17 protein-coding genes are annotated in these 15,710 nt (G+C 42.6%); 11 read left to right on the top strand and 6 right to left on the bottom strand.

The genetic code is table 11. The annotated features are described in order from the left end of the window. Nucleotides 1-41: 41 nt before the first annotated feature. On the bottom strand, nt 42-230 hold the full coding sequence (locus VCA1004_RS11895; RefSeq protein WP_086980674.1) for a hypothetical protein: 189 nt from the start codon (nt 228-230) through the stop codon (nt 42-44). Nucleotides 231-571: 341 nt separating this feature from the next. Between VCA1004_RS11895 and VCA1004_RS11890 the strand changes: the two genes are divergently transcribed. Together VCA1004_RS11890 and VCA1004_RS11885 are read left to right on the top strand one after the other, a co-directional pair. Then, entirely contained in the window at nt 572-2,092 is a 1,521-nt protein-coding gene (locus tag VCA1004_RS11890; RefSeq protein ID WP_086980672.1) for an EAL domain-containing protein, read from the top strand. Between the two features lie 104 nt (nt 2,093-2,196). Further along, complete coding sequence (locus VCA1004_RS11885; RefSeq protein WP_086980671.1) at nt 2,197-2,979, top strand: TSUP family transporter; 783 nt, start codon at nt 2,197-2,199, stop codon at nt 2,977-2,979. Here the strand turns inward: VCA1004_RS11885 and VCA1004_RS11880 are convergent. Continuing rightward, entirely contained in the window at nt 2,930-3,775 is an 846-nt protein-coding gene (locus VCA1004_RS11880) for a LysR family transcriptional regulator (RefSeq protein ID WP_086980670.1), read from the bottom strand. The genes VCA1004_RS11885 and VCA1004_RS11880 overlap by 50 nt on opposite strands. Nucleotides 3,776-3,860: 85 nt before the next feature. Then, complete coding sequence (locus VCA1004_RS11875; RefSeq protein WP_086981359.1) at nt 3,861-4,574, bottom strand: UTRA domain-containing protein; 714 nt, start codon at nt 4,572-4,574, stop codon at nt 3,861-3,863. Nucleotides 4,575-4,860: 286 nt separating this feature from the next. On the opposite strand from VCA1004_RS11875, the gene VCA1004_RS11870 reads away from it, so the two are divergent. The 8 genes from VCA1004_RS11870 to VCA1004_RS11835 all read left to right on the top strand — a co-directional run bounded on the left by VCA1004_RS11870 (nt 4,861) and on the right by VCA1004_RS11835 (nt 11,743). Beyond that, nucleotides 4,861-5,913 carry an ABC transporter substrate-binding protein gene (locus VCA1004_RS11870; RefSeq protein ID WP_086980669.1) on the top strand — a complete coding sequence of 351 codons (1,053 nt, stop codon included), beginning with the start codon at nt 4,861-4,863 and terminating at the stop codon, nt 5,911-5,913. A 13-nt stretch (nt 5,914-5,926) separates the two neighbouring features. Beyond that, on the top strand, nt 5,927-6,778 hold the full coding sequence (locus tag VCA1004_RS11865; RefSeq protein WP_086980668.1) for an alkaline phosphatase family protein: 852 nt from the start codon (nt 5,927-5,929) through the stop codon (nt 6,776-6,778). A 104-nt stretch (nt 6,779-6,882) separates the two neighbouring features. After that, nucleotides 6,883-7,719, top strand: coding sequence for an ABC transporter permease (locus VCA1004_RS11860; RefSeq protein WP_232012678.1), 837 nt, complete (start codon nt 6,883-6,885; stop codon nt 7,717-7,719). Nucleotides 7,720-7,723: 4 nt separating this feature from the next. After that, nucleotides 7,724-8,542 carry an ABC transporter permease gene (locus VCA1004_RS11855; RefSeq protein WP_197715846.1) on the top strand — a complete coding sequence of 273 codons (819 nt, stop codon included), beginning with the start codon at nt 7,724-7,726 and terminating at the stop codon, nt 8,540-8,542. After that, the gene (locus VCA1004_RS11850; protein ID WP_086980666.1) at nt 8,533-9,579 is read left to right on the top strand and encodes an ABC transporter ATP-binding protein; all 1,047 of its coding nucleotides are present in this window, start codon (nt 8,533-8,535) and stop codon (nt 9,577-9,579) included. Before VCA1004_RS11855 ends, VCA1004_RS11850 begins: the two co-directional genes overlap by 10 nt. Before the next feature lie 2 nt (nt 9,580-9,581). Continuing rightward, the gene (locus VCA1004_RS11845; RefSeq protein ID WP_086980665.1) at nt 9,582-10,250 is read left to right on the top strand and encodes an HAD family hydrolase; all 669 of its coding nucleotides are present in this window, start codon (nt 9,582-9,584) and stop codon (nt 10,248-10,250) included. A gap of 141 nt (nt 10,251-10,391) precedes the next feature. Further along, the gene (locus VCA1004_RS11840) at nt 10,392-10,901 is read left to right on the top strand and encodes a helix-turn-helix domain-containing protein (RefSeq protein ID WP_086981789.1); all 510 of its coding nucleotides are present in this window, start codon (nt 10,392-10,394) and stop codon (nt 10,899-10,901) included. Further along, nucleotides 10,898-11,743 carry an IS3 family transposase gene (locus VCA1004_RS11835; RefSeq protein WP_086981067.1) on the top strand — a complete coding sequence of 282 codons (846 nt, stop codon included), beginning with the start codon at nt 10,898-10,900 and terminating at the stop codon, nt 11,741-11,743. The genes VCA1004_RS11840 and VCA1004_RS11835 overlap by 4 nt, the downstream gene beginning before the upstream one ends. Before the next feature lie 106 nt (nt 11,744-11,849). Here the strand turns inward: VCA1004_RS11835 and VCA1004_RS11830 are convergent, their stop codons facing one another. From VCA1004_RS11830 to VCA1004_RS11820, 3 genes are all read right to left on the bottom strand, one after another. Continuing rightward, nucleotides 11,850-13,010 (bottom strand): aminotransferase-like domain-containing protein, encoded by a 1,161-nt coding sequence (locus VCA1004_RS11830; RefSeq protein ID WP_086981357.1) that lies wholly within the window; start codon nt 13,008-13,010, stop codon nt 11,850-11,852. Between the two features lie 158 nt (nt 13,011-13,168). Continuing rightward, the gene (locus VCA1004_RS11825; RefSeq protein ID WP_086981356.1) at nt 13,169-13,609 is read right to left on the bottom strand and encodes a DoxX family protein; all 441 of its coding nucleotides are present in this window, start codon (nt 13,607-13,609) and stop codon (nt 13,169-13,171) included. Between the two features lie 152 nt (nt 13,610-13,761). Continuing rightward, nucleotides 13,762-14,541 carry a DODA-type extradiol aromatic ring-opening family dioxygenase gene (locus VCA1004_RS11820; RefSeq protein ID WP_086981355.1) on the bottom strand — a complete coding sequence of 260 codons (780 nt, stop codon included), beginning with the start codon at nt 14,539-14,541 and terminating at the stop codon, nt 13,762-13,764. Nucleotides 14,542-14,803: 262 nt separating this feature from the next. Here VCA1004_RS11820 and VCA1004_RS11815 point away from each other — a divergent pair, with 262 nt between their 5' ends. Continuing rightward, on the top strand, nt 14,804-15,709 hold the full coding sequence (locus VCA1004_RS11815) for a LysR family transcriptional regulator (RefSeq protein ID WP_086981354.1): 906 nt from the start codon (nt 14,804-14,806) through the stop codon (nt 15,707-15,709). The last annotated feature ends 1 nt before the right edge of the window (nt 15,710 follow it).

The raw sequence follows: 15,710 nt of genomic DNA, 5'->3' as shown, positions 1-15,710 counted from the left end.
CGCTTATCTGTTGGCCTTGCGAGAGATTAAAACCAATCGTACTAATCATCATCAATAAACACATGCCCTTCCAATGAGTAAGGTTCGCTCAAATGTTCTTGATGTTGCATTGACTGGCCTCGAATGCTCTTCAGCTTTTTTTCAAGCTGGGTGGCTTGTTGATAATCACCTTCGGCATACGCAATATAAATTTGCTGCTCAAGATCCTCGATGCGGTCATTCACGGTCATCTTAACCTCCTCTCTAGCGACTACTCTACCTATATTTAGCCTACTTTGTTGCCTTGCTTGCAGAGTGTAGTCCAAACTGGTCAGCCTTGCTAAATAGGCTTTTTTCCACTATAACCAAAAGAAATAAACGGTATAACTGTCTACTTTTTGATCATTGTGAGACCATTGTGACTGTTCATATATAAGCCTTTGACCGAAATGATAATTAAAAACATACACAGAACTATCTAGCCATAAGCCATAAGCCATAAGCCATAAGCCATAAGCCATAAGCCATAAGCCATAAATTATCATTACTCACTTAACTTCATGTCGCTTGTTACTAAAAAGATCACTCACTAATGTCAAATTCATCACTCACTCCAAAAGCTTTCCGTAAAGTTGTGTTTACTTTTTTAATCCCCTTACCCATCATCTTAATGATTGGTTTTTACCTCAGTAAACTTAGTATTAAAAAGGAATTACAATACATTGCAAACTCGTCGATTCATCATATCGAAAAGTTAATTAATGAGCTGCGAGACGAAAATAAACAAGCACTTTATGACGCAGAAAATTGTCAGCAAATTCAAAAAGATCTTTTGTTTGAAACCTTTTTAAGAGAAATGCTCCTCGTCGAAGAGGGTAAAATTGTTTGCTCATCTAAACGCCTAACCATAGATTCCACACTCGCAAATATTTTACTGCCGAATCACATTCTCCATTCAGGTGAGTACCTATATGCTCTGCCGAAACCCTCCACACAAAGACGAAATTTATTTGTCGTTGATCAAGATATAAAGGCGTACCAGCGTTCGGCTATCTCGATCATCGATCATAACTATCTCGATGTGGCATTAGGACTCAGAGATGATGACCGTTTATCAGCATCACATTTAACCGTTACCGGCATCACTTATCCAGAAATTGATAGTCGTGTAGACCATTCTTATGCCGTGACCGCCGACTCAAAAGATCTCAATGTCAATATCACCGTTGAGCCTAGTGACAAACTTATCAAAGAGAAGCGTGCGATTTATATGCTCGGTGGTGTGCCTATTTCCTTTTTTCTTTCCATCATTTTGTACCTAATTAACTTTTGGATAAAAGGAAGAAGTTCACTGATTGAAGATATCAAGAAAGCCTTAAAAAATGATGAAATGTTTGTGGTTTACCAACCTTTGGTCGACAGCCAATCACAAAAGATTCATTCCGTTGAAACATTAATTCGTTGGAATCACTCACGAAATGGCATGATCCAACCGGATATTTTTATTCCACTCGCTGAGCAGCATGGGTTAATTAACGATGTTACGGATTTTGTCTTAAATAAAGCCTTAAGTGATTGGAAAGATTACATTGTCCCACACAGTAACTTTCATGTCGGGATCAACATTCCGCCACAATATCTGTCTAAACCAAACTGTGTTAAAAATTTACATGATATTGCCCAACAATTTGCCCAACGTAATATTCATTTGTGTATTGAAATTACCGAAAGGCAATTGTTAAATGCGCAAGACAGAGAAGTGCTAACTGACATCAGAAAGTTGGGCATTACTGTTGCCATTGATGACTTCGGTACTGGCTATACCTCCTTGTCAGTTTTGCAAGACACCGACTTCGACTATTTGAAAATCGACCGCTGTTTTACTAATACTATCGGAGTTGAATCAATCAATGCGCCAGTGCTCAATAATATAATTAAACTGGCCCATGACCTGAATACTCAAATTACTGCAGAAGGTGTCGAAACCCCACAACAAGCGGAATATCTCAAAAACCAAGGCGTTGAACTGCTGCAAGGGTTTTATTTTTATAACCCTATGTTGATTGACGAGCTACTTGAACAACTTCAATATACTGCACTGACAGATAATTAATGAATTATAGGAATAGATTAAATTCCTAGCTTTTGCTAATCCTACCTAAAGCGCGGTGCTATAGTGACGCATCTTCTTTCATCCTTTAGGTAAATAACAAGCAAATGGAACTTTCTTTTGAGATCATGGCATTATTGGTGGCAGTGGCCACATTGGCGGGCTTCATTGATGCCATGGCTGGCGGCGGCGGTTTATTAACTGTCCCGGCCCTGCTCGCCGCCGGCATCCCTCCTGCTCAGGCTCTCGCTACCAATAAATTACAAAGCTCTTTTGGTAGCTTTTCGGCCAGTTTATATTTCATTCGTAGTGGTACGGTGCAATTAAAATCCATGTGGTTAGCCATCACATGCACCTTTATTGGCTCAGCATTAGGAGCAGAAGCGGTTCAGTTTATAAAACCTGATGTCTTGATGAGTATTATTCCGATCATTTTGATTGCCATCTCAAGCTACTTTTTATTTTCCAGCTCTGTGGCCCCACAACCGGATGAAAAAGCTAAGCTCTCAGATGCCGCCTTTGCTTTTCTCATTGGCACCAGCGTCGGCTTTTATGATGGTTTCTTAGGCCCTGGAACCGGCTCTATTTTTGCCGTTTGCTTTGTGGCTATTGGCCGCTGTAGCTTAGTCATCGCCACCGCCAAAACCAAAATATTGAATTTCACTTCCAACATTGCAGCCTTGGCATTCTTTATCTTAGCTGGGCTGCCAATTTGGAGCCTTGGATTAATGATGGCAGTGGGCAATTTTGTGGGCGCACGGCTAGGAGCCAAAGTGGTGCTAGGCAATGGTCAAAAAATTGTCCGTCCATTAGTGATTATTATGTCGATGACCATGGCAACTAAGCTTCTGTGGGAACAGCACCAGCAATGGCTGTTATCAATCTTTTAACTCGCTCATTACGATAAATATTGGGCCGACAACAAAGATGTACCGGGCGAAATAAGGGTTGCAACTCGGCAAACCGAAAGCAGTATTTCGCCTCAATTTTTAGTGTTTTCACAATCGATAATGGCACTAAGGCTGGAGCGACACCGGCTAAAGCCAATTGCGCCGTAGCTGTATAAGAATCCATTTCCATTAAAGGCTCTATCCCTAATTGACTGAGAATGTCTAATTGATAACGGTTGGCAGGGTTGGTTAAATCGTTAGTTAATAAATATTGAGGCAATTGCGATAACGGCTGTTGGCTGACCAAAACAAACGGCTCTTCACATAGACGTAATGCCTTCAAACCATGTTGACGCGGTAAGTCACCAGCACAAAACCCTAACGTGGCCTGCCCTGATTGCACCCGCTCAACAATACGAGGCGTATGATGGGTGCTGATTCGGATTGCGGAATCAATTTGAAAATATTGCCCCATCATGTCCGAAAGATAGCCAGCCACTAACGTCTCAGAACAATCCAAACGTATTACGGTCTGATCTTGCAGGTCATGCTGTTCATAAATCTGCCCTTGCAGCTCATGAAAGGTCGGGGCCACATTCGCAATCAACTCTTTGGCCGCAGGGGTTAAACGAACATGACGCCCATCCGGCACAATTAACTTTTTACCCAGTTTTTTTTCTAATAAAGCAATGCGTTTACTGACCGCGGATTGGCTAATATATAATTGGCTGCCCACTCGACTCATGGTTTTTTCGCGTTCAAGCATCAATAACGTTTCAATTCCTTCTAACAACATGACAATCCATTCTAATTAGGAATAGGTATCTCTAGGCTATCGGAAATGGGTTTGTTCTACGAGTGTTTATCGCAATAAATATCGATTAAAGGCAACTGTCGATACGGATCATTACGGAATCTGGCCGCCAGTATTCAAATTCACAATCCATGAGTTGACCGTCTTGTTTATAGTTAATACGACAAATTTTTAAAATCGGCTGCCCTTCGGTAAGACCAAGATAGGTCGCCACATGCTTTGGCGCAGCCGTTGGGATCACCTCAAAACAAGAACGCTGAGTGGTGTAACCATAATGTTCGATAAATAAGTGCGTTAAAGAGGTGGCCAAATTATGCCGCAAGATATTGGGAAAGAGCGCCACACTTAGACAGTTTTCCACAAATAAGACCGCGCGCTCATCAATGTATCTGACTCGTTCAATAATATGAATCGGTTGCAATGAATCAATTGCCAACGCTTGTGCATATTCGCCATGCGCAATCTCTGTCTTCACATTCACAAGCTCAGTGCGAGCCTGACGTTGTTGATCGGTGATCATTTTTTCAAAATGGCTGCGAGACAAAGGGTTATAACGTACCCGAGGAGGGGAAACAAACCAACCTTTACGCCCTTCACGATAAATCAGTCCCTCGGTTTCTAACGAAATCAACACCTCTTTAATGGTGATTCGAGTGGTGTTGAATAAGTCGCTTAACTCACGCTCCGAAGGCAATTTACTGCGATAACTCATCGCGCCAGAAACGATCCTTTCTTTTAACCTAGTTCTAATTTGTCGCAAACGAGTGGTGGGTTTATCCATCGAGTATCCTACATGCTCTTTATGTTGGCTTTTTTTATTAGCTTCTTTCGTACTTGGTGCCAGTGCCGAGATCATCCTGACCTAGTCCACGGCTGTCGTTCCTAATCTAAAGCGCTTTTATAACAACTCGATGACAATCAAACTGCCTTTTCACTAGACATTATCACCGTCATGGTTCTGCCATTAAAGCGACTTAAAACTGCAAGATAACTGAATTTAAAGCGTCATATTGGCTCTCTAGGATAGTGCGTGAACTTACTGACCTAGTCCAAAGGAAGCGACTTATATGAAACGTTTGTTATTAAGCACCACCTTAATCACGACCTTATTCTCTATTTCTACGTTTGCTCAAGAGACCAACACTCAAGCATTGGTGACGGCAGCGCAAAAAGAAGGGGCGGTCTATAGTGTCGGAATGCCAGATTCGTGGGCAAACTGGAAAGGCACCTGGGCTGATATGTCTAGCCACTATGGTATTAAGCATCAAGATACCGACATGAGCTCGGCGCAAGAAATTGCCAAATTTGCCGCTGAAAAAAATAATGCCACAGCAGATATTGGCGATGTGGGTTTTGCCTTTGCTCGTGTTGCTGTCCAAAAAGGCGTCACTCAGCCTTACAAACCAACCACTTGGGAGAGCATCCCTGACTGGGCAAAAGATAAAGACGGTCATTGGGCGCTCGCTTATACCGGTACTATTTCATTTATTTCCAATAATAATCTCGTCAAAAATCCGCCAAAATCTTGGAGTGACTTATTAAAAGGTGATTACAAGGTTACGGTTGGTGATGTAGGAGTGGCCGCCCAAGCAAATAATGCTGTCCTGGCAGCGGCTTATGCGATGGGAGGAAATGAAGCGAACCTGAAACCGGCGATCGATTTCTTCGGCAAATTAGCCAAACAAGGTCGTCTGTCATTTACCGACCCCAGTGTTGCGAACTTAGAAAAAGGAGAAATTGAAGTTGCGATCATGTGGGATTTCAATGCTCTGAATTACCGAGATCAAATTGACCGTAGTCGCTTTACTGTCAGCATCCCACAAGATGGTTCGGTGATTTCTGGTTACACCACCATCATTAATAAATTTGCTAAACATCCCAATGCCGCAAAGTTAACGCGTGAATATATCTTCAGCGATAAAGGACAAATCAACCTTGCCGAAGGATATGCGCGCCCAATTCGTAGTGATGTGACACTGCCTGCCGACATTCAAGCCAAACTCTTACCCAATTCGGAGTATGCCAATGTTCATCCAATTAAAGATTTTAATGCTTGGCAAAAATCGGCTAGTCAATTACCACGCCAATGGCAAGAAAACGTATTGATTAACCAACAATAATTAGGTGAAAGCCATGAATAACAAGGTCATCTTAATTATTCTTGATGGCCTCAATTACCAAGTAGCCCGTCAGTGTATGGGCTACTTACAAGGATTAATTGAGCATCAACAAGCCTCCTTTTTTAAATTAAGTTGTGAGTTGCCTTCTTTATCTCGGCCACTCTATGAATGTTTATTAACCGGAGTACGCCCCATTGACAGCGGCATCGTCCACAATCATATAGTGCGTCTATCTCATCATGACTCCATTTTTAGTCTCGCCAAGCAGCAAGGAAAAGTCACTGCAGCCTCGGCCTATCATTGGATGAGTGAGCTGTATAACCGAGCGCCCTTTGAGGCTGCGCGTGACCGAAATACTCATGATACCTCGCTCAACATTCAACATGGCCGTTTCTACCATTGGGACCATTACCCAGATGAAGCCGTGTTGTTAGATGCCAATGACTTGATTAAAGCTCATCAACCTGACTTTATGTTGATTCATCCGATGAACATTGACGATGCTGGGCATCAAAGCGGATTAGACTCAGCCCATTATCGTAATACGGCTCGTCAGGCGGATATTTTATTATCAAATTTTCTTCCTGATTGGCTTCACACTGGCTATCAAATCATGATCACCAGCGACCATGGCATGAATAATGATTTATCCCATGGTGGCACCTTGGCAGAAGAGCGAGAAGTCCCGCTGTTTTTACTCGGTCCAGCCTTTCAAGGGGATCAGGTAACCGAAAGCAATCCTTTTGCGATTGAAATAAACCAAACCGATCTTTGCGGTACCTTATGCCAAGTATTAGGGCTCAAACATGACAAACCTTATTGCGCGGCATTACTCAATCCAGAGTACCTCAGCGTCTCCAACTAACCTTCACATTCGGTAACATAATGAATTTCATGGCATTAAACAGAATGAATACTCAAGCATCGACCGTTTCAAAACGACAATCAAGCTCGCAAAGTGCGCTTTTTATGCAAACAGTACGCAAATTAAAACCTCTTGTTTGGTTATTGCCATTTATTTTGGTGTTCTATTTATTCCAAATTGCTCCAATGATGTGGGTCGTCATTAACAGCTTTTTAGATAATGGTCACTTTTCATTGCGGCATTATCACGAGGTATTAACCTCAAAGTTCATGCTACAAGGCTTTCGTAATAGCTTATCGGTGTCTATCTGGTCGAGTATTTTTGGGCTCGCGATTGCGACAGTACTGGTGTCCTCATTGCGTCATGTCGACAGCAAATTGCGCGATCTGATCGTCGCCATTACCAACATGTGCAGCAACTTTTCCGGCGTGCCTTTAGCCTTCGCCTTCATCATCATCTTAGGCACCAATGGCGCTATCACCTTATTTCTACGCCAGCATGGCTTAGTCGGAGACTTTAATCTTTATGGCGAGTCAGGGTTATTAGTGGTGTACATCTACTTTCAAATCCCATTGGCGGTGCTGCTGCACTACCCTGCTTTTGATCAACTCAAGCTAGATTGGAAAGAGGCCTCAGCACTACTGGGAGCCAACACTCTTCAATATTGGTTAAAAATAGGCTTACCGATCCTAGCTCCGGCTTTATTTGGCACCTTCATCATTTTAATTGCGAATGCCATTGGCGCTTATGCCACGGTCTACGCCTTAACTGGGGGCAATTACAATATGATCACCATCCGCATTGCGAGTTTGGTCTCCGGTGATTTGTTCCTTGAGCCGAACCTTGCCGCTGCGATCTCCGTATTGCTACTGACACTGTTAGCCTTTATTACGCTGATTAACCAATGGCTGATCACAAGGAGTTTCCATGCAAAACGCTAATTCAATGCCTTCACCAAGCGGAGTGTCTTCGAAGCTATCATCATCAACACTGCACAAAACCATTGTGTACACCATCGTCGCTATCATGTTGTTACCTATCATAGCCACACTAGTGTATTCCTTGGCCTCACAGTGGGGAGCCACCATCTTGCCGGATGGCTTTTCACTGAAATGGTATGTGCAATTGTTTAGCGATGAACGATTCATTGCCGCCTTTGGCCGCTCTATTCTGTTGTGCCTTGGCGCATTGATCTTTAGTTTAGCGCTCATTACCCCAATGATTTTAGTGGTGTTCTATTACTTCCCTAAACTAGATAAGGTCATGAATCTACTAATATTACTGCCCTTTTCTGTTCCACCCGTGGTCTCTTCAGTCGGTTTATTGCAACTCTACTCTGACAGCCATATTCGACTGGTTGGCACGCCTTGGATATTAGTGGGCACCTATTTCACCATTGCGCTGCCTTTCATGTACCGCTCGCTCGCCAATAACCTGCAAGCGATTCAATTGCATGATTTAATGGATGCCTCTCATTTACTCGGTGCAAGCAGTAGCAAAGCGTTTTTATTGGTGATCTTACCAAACTTAAAAAAAGGGTTACTGTCTTCGCTATTTATTTCGTTTTCCTTCTTATTAGGTGAGTTCGTATTTGCCAACATATTAGTCGGCACTCGCTTTGAAACACTGCAAATCTACCTTTACAACATGCGTCAAACCAGCGGTCACTTTACCTCTGCGTTAGTGATGACATATTTCTTCTTTATTCTGATTTTGACTTGGCTTGCCAGTCGTTTTAGCCAAGGGGCGTCCTCATGCAAATAAATACCGATCCACAATTCGTCAATGTCACCTCACTGAGTAAATCGTTCGGTCACAATATGGTGTTTGACAATATTGAGTTTTCTATCCAACAAGGTGAATTTATTACCTTACTCGGACCTAGTGGTTGTGGTAAATCCACCTTATTACGAAGCCTTGCAGGGTTAAATAATGTTGATGGCGGCCAGATTTATGTTGATGGTCAAGACATCACCCATCATATTCCTCAGCAACGAGGCATTGGGATGGTATTTCAATCTTATGCTTTATTTCCCAACATGACGGTCGAAGACAATATTGCCTTTGGCTTAAAAATGAAAAAGATCGCGAAACAGACCATTCAGCAAGAGGTCTCTAAAGTCATTGAATTGGTCGATTTACAAGGTCGTGAACAGCATTATCCGCATCAATTATCCGGCGGACAGAAGCAACGAGTGGCATTGGCAAGAGCTTTGGTCGTCAAACCTCGGATTTTATTATTAGATGAGCCATTATCTGCATTGGATGCCAAAATTCGTAAACGTCTGCGCCAACAGATCCGTGACATTCAAAAAGAGCTCAACTTAACCACGATTTTTGTCACACACGATCAAGAAGAAGCGATGATCATGTCTGATCGCATCTTTGTTATGAACAAAGGCAGCATTGTTCAACAAGGCACGCCAGAGCATATCTATACTCAACCGGCCAACGAATTTGTTGCTGCATTTATGGGTCACTACAACCTGATTAATGCCGAGCAAGCCCAGCAGCTCTTTCACATTCAAACCGAACATAAAGTGGCCATTCGACCTGAATCTATCTATGTTCAAGAATCTGGTCGACATTATGATGATCACATTTCCTCACCTCATGAAGCCACCATTAAAAGCCACCAGCTACTGGGCAATGTGATTCGTTATCAAGTGGAATTAAATGCTTGTCAGGCGTGTTCATTGACCGTCGATCTATTAAATCGTTCGTCAGAAAGGCTACTCGAAGCTGGTCATCAACTGCAATTGCGGTTTAATCTTAATGAAATTCAACCCGTGGGAGCCTAACAATGGATCAGCCATTATACGTATTTGATATGGATGAAACCCTCATTAACGCTGATTGCGCCATGCTGTGGCATCAATTTTTGGTGGAACGCCATATCGCAACCGATCCTAATTTTCTCACTGAAGACCAACGCTTAATGGCCCTGTATGCCAAAGGTGAGTTAGATATGGCGGATTATTTAACTTTTTCTATTGAGCCCATTCGTCATTTATCAGTAGAGCAGGTGAACCAATTAGCTGATCAATGCGTGGTTGAAAAAATCCTGCCACGGTTATTCCCTCAAGCTAAACAGTTAATTGAAAAGCTCCACCAACAAACTTGCACTATGTTAATCATCTCCGCTTCGGTCAGTTTTCTGGTGCAAGCCGTCGCCAAAAAGATTGGAATCAAACAGGCCATTGGCATCGATTTAGTCACAAAAAATAACCGCTATACGCCTGAAATATTAGGCACACCCAGCTACCAACAAGGTAAGGTCATACGCCTACAACAATGGTGTGAACAACATCAAGAACGCTTTTCAGAAGTGCATTTTTATACCGACTCGATCAACGATTTGCCTTTGTGTGAATTTGCGGATCAGGCTTATCTGATTAATCCTTGCCCTCGTTTGCTTAAACACGCGCAAAATAAATCGTGGCAGATACTCGCTTGGGGGGCAACTATTTAACTTCAGCGGTGGGTAAAAGCATCACGCCACTAAAACAAAATCAGCACGGAATAAAACAGACTACGTTAAACGACACAAAAAAATGGCAGAGAACATTGAACTGACCCCCAATAGTTGGACACCAACATTGGGGGTTATTTTATGTCTAAGTACATCAGAGAATTAAAGCTGTGCATTGCTCAGCGTTGCCTTGATGGCGAATCATCGACATCTCTTGCAAAAGAGTTATCTATTCCTGCGAACCAAATTCGTTATTGGACTTCTGTTTACAGGATCCATGGTTCATCTTCATTTTTACCTCTTGATTATGAAAATTCCGCAGATTTTAAATTCTCGGTATTAAAATCAATGTGGGAAAATAACTGGTCTATAAGCCAAGCGAGTGCTGAATTCAATTTTTCTTCTAACGGGACTATTTCTGTTTGGTTAAAGCTTTATAATCAGTCGGGATTCCAAGGCTTACATTCCCGACCTAAAGGCAGACCATCTATGAAAACTCAATCAAATAAGCGTCCGACTAAACCTGATGAAGACATGTCACTTGATGAACTCAGAGAGGAACTGGCTTATTTGAGAGCGGAGAATGCTGTTCTAAAAAAGTTAGAGGAGCTGGACAAGTTAAAACGTCAAGCAGCAAAGAAAAAGCGTTGACTGTTCAAGCTCTAAAACACCAACACAAAATCCAGCATTTATTGCAATCCATTGGATTGCCCAAGAGTGTGTATTACTACCAATGCCAAGTGTTGAGCACTCCCGAGCCTTACGCGAATGAGATAGCGAGTATTGAAAGAATATTTCATAAGCATAAAGGTCGATATGGTTATCGACGCATTCATTATGCTTTACGTAGAGAAGGCATCTACTTAAATCATAAAACGGTTCAGCGCTTAATGGCAAAACTAGGGCTAAAATCGACCGTAAGACCGAAGAAATATCGTTCTTATAAAGGTGCGATTGGGCGTATTGCCCCGAATATTCTGAAGCGAGACTTTAAATCGACGAAACCAAATGAAAAATGGGTGACCGATGTGACGGAATTTAAAGTGGCAGGTGAAAAAGTCTATTTATCTCCTATCATCGATTTATTTAATCAAGAAGTCGTTAGTCATACTGTAGCGAGCTCACCTAAATTACATCTCGTGACCGAGATGCTAGAGAAAGCGACGAGTAAGTTAAGTCAAGCGTCCTCGTTAACTTTACATAGTGACCAAGGGTGGCAATACCAACACCGTGATTATCGTAACAAGCTAAAAGAGAAAAGAATAAATCAGAGTATGTCGAGAAAAGGAAACTGTCTTGATAATGCTGTGGCTGAAAACTTCTTCGCACTTTTAAAAACAGAAATGTACCATGGTTACCACTTTGACAGTGCTGAGCAACTTATGGCATGCATTGATGAATATATTGATTATTACAATAACGATCGGATTAAGGTGAAATTAAAAGGCCTAACTCCGGTAGAATACCGAAATCAGGCCTTAGAAGCCGCATAACAGAAATGTCCAACTTTAAGGGGTCACTTCACATGCGCTCTCTGCCCGTTTAATCGCCAATACATGATTATTTAAGCAAATGGTTATTTAAGCGATACCATTTTCTTTAAGCAATGCCACATTCTTGTTTGATCACCTCAACCAAGCGATCGACTGCAATCACTAACTCTTCTGAGGTTGCATTCGTGAAATTCAAACGCAGCGCCGGCGTTACTTTCTCGCCTTGCTTATAAAATACGGAACTCGGCACCACTGCCACTTTATGAGTTAGCGCTTGTTTCGCCAAAGCAAAATCATCGCACGGCGGCAAAGTTAACCAAATAAACATCCCACCTTCGACCGGATTACTATGACAACCTTGTGGCAATTTAGCTTGTAATTGCTCGGCTAAGCTGGTGTAGCGCTCTTGATAAAGCGCTCGCAAAGTAGCTAGGTGCGCTGGGAACTCATCATGAGTTAAGAGATCCAGTAACACCGCTTGCATCGGAATGCTTGAGTGCAAATCAGCGCTTTGTTTCACTTTAACCAAAGGCGCAATCCAGTTGGCTTTACCACTTACCACCCCAATACGCATTCCCGGTGTTGCGATCTTGGAAAAAGAACGTAACACCAACGCGTGTTCAGGGCAAAAGCTCGACACTAAAGGCAATAATTCCCCACTAAATCGCAGCTCACGATACGGCACATCTTCCACTAACGTCACTTGATATTGCTGACAAAGTTGCGCAACTTTTTGCCGAACCGGCACACTCCAGGTCACTCCGGTTGGATTATGAAAATCCGGTACCGCGTAAAATAGTTTCGGGGCTTGTTCAGCAAAACACGCCTCTAATTCAGCTAAGTTAGGGCCGTCCGCTTGTTGAGAAACACTTAAAATATTCGCTTGTGCTAAACCAAAAACTTGTAGCGCGCCTAAATAACTTGGGGCTTCCATCACCACTTTGTCATTCGGGTTCACATAGGCTCGAGCAATCAAATCTAAGGCTTGCTGGGAGCCAGTACACACCAAAGAGTCATGATGTTCAGGTAACTGAAATTGAGTGCGGAAATAATCAAGTAATGGACCGTAACCTGCGGTTTGACCATATTGAAACAAGTCTGGGCGTTGCGCTAAAGAGGCTAAAGACGAAGCCATTAATTTAACTGGAAAGTGCTGACCATCAGGCAAACCACCCGCTAATGAGATCACCCCTTCAGATTGGGCATCTTTTAAAATTTCACGAATATAAGAAGGTTGGATTTGTTTGAGGGCGTGCGTTAATTCCATGTTTCAGCTCAATAATAAATGAATAAGTGATTTTCATTGTACGCCTTCTTTACTTCTGGGCAATATACTTGATACAAAATTATCCCAAACAAAAAAGGCCCAATCTCTTTATTGGGCGCTCTTTATTATCGTAGTTTTAGTGCCATTTTATTGCCGCTTTATTGATACTTTTTAGCCAATAGATTATCGAAACCGAAACGACCAGCCCCTGACGCTAACAACGACATGGCCATGGCTAATAACGCCAATCCAAACTCATAACCCCCATTGGCTAAGAACAATCCATTATCAATATGCACCGATAAAATAGCTACCAGCATCGTAAACGCGACCACTAAAGCCGATGGCCGAGTCAGTAAGCCAAGCAATAAGAATAAGCCACCAAAAAACTCTCCCGACCCTGCTAATAACGCCATCAAGACTCCCGGCTCTAGGCCAAGTGACGACATAAATTGACCCGTGCCTTGTAGGCCGCCGCCGCCAAACCAACCAAATAATTTTTGTGCGCCATGAGCCATTAATATAATGCCTAATGGGATGCGTAAAATGAAAGGAGCATAGCTAGGGGATGATTTTAAAACTTGTTGAATTACGGACATAAATATTTCCTTATGTGTTCATAAACGAATGTTGAAATTTATAGGTGAAACGAGGCTGTATCGTTGAACCAAGACTGGCTCTTTTCACAAAGTCACAGTGATAAACACTAAATCACAGCAAGAAACACCAAACTACAGTGAGAAACACAGAATCAGTGCCATACATACGACTCCATCGAGAGCGCATGATGTTGGACCCCGCCTTTTAATATCGTCAATTGATCACGAGGCTGGCTTGCCCCTAGTGCCATCAATAACGGTAAATAGTGCTCATGCGTGGGATGGGCCCGAGCAAAATCTTCTTGTAATGTCGCTACCTTGAGCAGCGCTTGCACATCTCGATTCACGATTTGCTCACGTATCCATTGTTCCAATTTCACAACATAATCCGCCGCCTGCTGAGAACCTGGAATCACATCACGCAAATTATGAGTAAGCGAGCCCGAACCGATGACAGCGACTCCCTGTTCGCGTAACTGGCTTAATGTTTGTCCTAATCGATACACGTCTTCCTCGCTGGAATAGCGATTAAGCGAAACTTGAATCACAGGAATATCAGCCTTCGGGACTAAGTGCAGCAATGGCACCCATGCCCCATGATCTAAGCCACGTTGAGATTGCAATTGCGCTTGATAGCCAGACTGCAGTAACTGTTGCTCGATTGCCTTAGCTAAACTCGGTTGACCGGAAGCGGGATAACTCAATTGATATAAGGCTGCAGGAAAACCACCAAAATCATGAATCGTTTGAGGAGCTTCATCATAAGTCACGCCGGTATAGCCATCCGTTACCCAATGAGCAGACACCACCACAATCGCTTGTACTCCAGAAAACTCAGGCTGTTGCTGTTGTAATAACTCACGGGCTAAACTCGCTTCAATGGCAAACATTGGAGAGCCGTGTCCAACAAACATAACGGGGGCCAATTTCATACTCACTCCTCATTCAAACCGGTCAATACAGGGTATTACTTTGCTTAAATCGACCTTGTGTGTTGATGACATTAAGTGTGTATCTATTGTTTATATTTGACAATACGACTAATAATGAACACATTGTTTAGAAATATTTAACAGCTTAATCATTTTGAATCGTCTGTACTTTTTCAGTATGAGATAGCAGATTGTGAGATAGCGAACTGTGAGATAACAAATCTCGGGATAACAAATCTCGGGATAACAAAGGAACATCAGTGTGGATAAATTGAATTTGATGAATAGTTTTGTGCACATCGCAGAAAAAGGCTCTTATACCGCTGCGGCGCATCATTTGGGTAAGACCAAAGCCTTAATGAGCACCCATGTGTCACAGCTCGAGAGCATTTTAGAAGTGAGGCTCATTCACCGTTCAACGCGCGGATTACAGTTAACCGATGCCGGGCGAGCCTATTATGAACAAGCCAAAAGAATATTAGACGATATTTCCATGGTCGAAATTGGAATGAAAAGCGATCAAAAACAAATTGCCGGTCGCCTTCGTATTAGCGCCCCAACTACGTTTGGTGAGTGCGTGCTTATGCCATTTATTGCTGAGTTTACCCAGCAACATCCTGAGTTGGCGATCGATGTGGTGCTAAATGATCGTTTTGTTGATTTGGTCTCTGAAGGGTTCGATATTGCCATACGTATTGGACACCTTCAAGATTCTGATTTAATTGCCGTTTCAATTGGCTATATGACCTTGAAAGCTTGTGCATCACCTGCATTTATTGAGCAATATGGGCAACCTAATCACCCTAGCGAGCTGGCCCAGTTACCCGCCGTGTTTGACAGCAACCATAAAGGCCCAAAACTAAGACAATGCTTTAAACAGGGCGAAACCGTGAGTTTTTCCATTCAGGCAACGATTTCAGTCAATAATGCTTTGGCCTCGGCAACCTTAGCCGCACACGTCCCAGTTTTAACCATTAGCCCTGATTTTGCCGTTGATCCTTATATACAATCTCAACAATTAGTCCCGTTATTGGCCGATTACGATTTTGGGGCATACCCAGTAAATGCAGTTTACAGCCACCGTAAATACCTTCAACAAAAGGTCAATGTATTTAATCAAGCCTTAAAAGCATACATGAGTCGTTCTTGCCCTCGTCAAGATTCGTAAT

Origin of the sequence: Vibrio aphrogenes (genome assembly GCF_002157735.2) — a bacterium.
GTDB lineage: Bacteria > Pseudomonadota > Gammaproteobacteria > Enterobacterales > Vibrionaceae > Vibrio > Vibrio aphrogenes.
The sequence above is the reverse complement of the archived record's forward strand: the minus strand, read 5'-3'. Positions and strand labels throughout refer to the sequence as shown.

Bases quoted from the DNA above. Each gene is read 5' to 3' on its own strand.
- VCA1004_RS11880 (WP_086980670.1), bottom strand. From the start codon at position 3,775: ATGTTGTTAGAAGGAATTGAAACGTTATTGATGCTTGAACGCGAAAAA.
- VCA1004_RS11890 (WP_086980672.1), top strand. From the start codon at position 572: ATGTCAAATTCATCACTCACTCCAAAAGCTTTCCGTAAAGTTGTGTTT.
- VCA1004_RS11885 (WP_086980671.1), top strand. From the start codon at position 2,197: ATGGAACTTTCTTTTGAGATCATGGCATTATTGGTGGCAGTGGCCACA.
- VCA1004_RS11875 (WP_086981359.1), bottom strand. From the start codon at position 4,574: ATGGATAAACCCACCACTCGTTTGCGACAAATTAGAACTAGGTTAAAA.
- VCA1004_RS11895 (WP_086980674.1), bottom strand. From the start codon at position 230: ATGACCGTGAATGACCGCATCGAGGATCTTGAGCAGCAAATTTATATT.
- VCA1004_RS11855 (WP_197715846.1), top strand. From the start codon at position 7,724: ATGCCTTCACCAAGCGGAGTGTCTTCGAAGCTATCATCATCAACACTG.
- VCA1004_RS11850 (WP_086980666.1), top strand. From the start codon at position 8,533: ATGCAAATAAATACCGATCCACAATTCGTCAATGTCACCTCACTGAGT.
- VCA1004_RS11830 (WP_086981357.1), bottom strand. From the start codon at position 13,010: ATGGAATTAACGCACGCCCTCAAACAAATCCAACCTTCTTATATTCGT.
- VCA1004_RS11825 (WP_086981356.1), bottom strand. From the start codon at position 13,609: ATGTCCGTAATTCAACAAGTTTTAAAATCATCCCCTAGCTATGCTCCT.
- VCA1004_RS11845 (WP_086980665.1), top strand. From the start codon at position 9,582: ATGGATCAGCCATTATACGTATTTGATATGGATGAAACCCTCATTAAC.
- VCA1004_RS11865 (WP_086980668.1), top strand. From the start codon at position 5,927: ATGAATAACAAGGTCATCTTAATTATTCTTGATGGCCTCAATTACCAA.
- VCA1004_RS11840 (WP_086981789.1), top strand. From the start codon at position 10,392: ATGTCTAAGTACATCAGAGAATTAAAGCTGTGCATTGCTCAGCGTTGC.
- VCA1004_RS11820 (WP_086981355.1), bottom strand. From the start codon at position 14,541: ATGAAATTGGCCCCCGTTATGTTTGTTGGACACGGCTCTCCAATGTTT.
- VCA1004_RS11860 (WP_232012678.1), top strand. From the start codon at position 6,883: ATGCAAACAGTACGCAAATTAAAACCTCTTGTTTGGTTATTGCCATTT.
- VCA1004_RS11870 (WP_086980669.1), top strand. From the start codon at position 4,861: ATGAAACGTTTGTTATTAAGCACCACCTTAATCACGACCTTATTCTCT.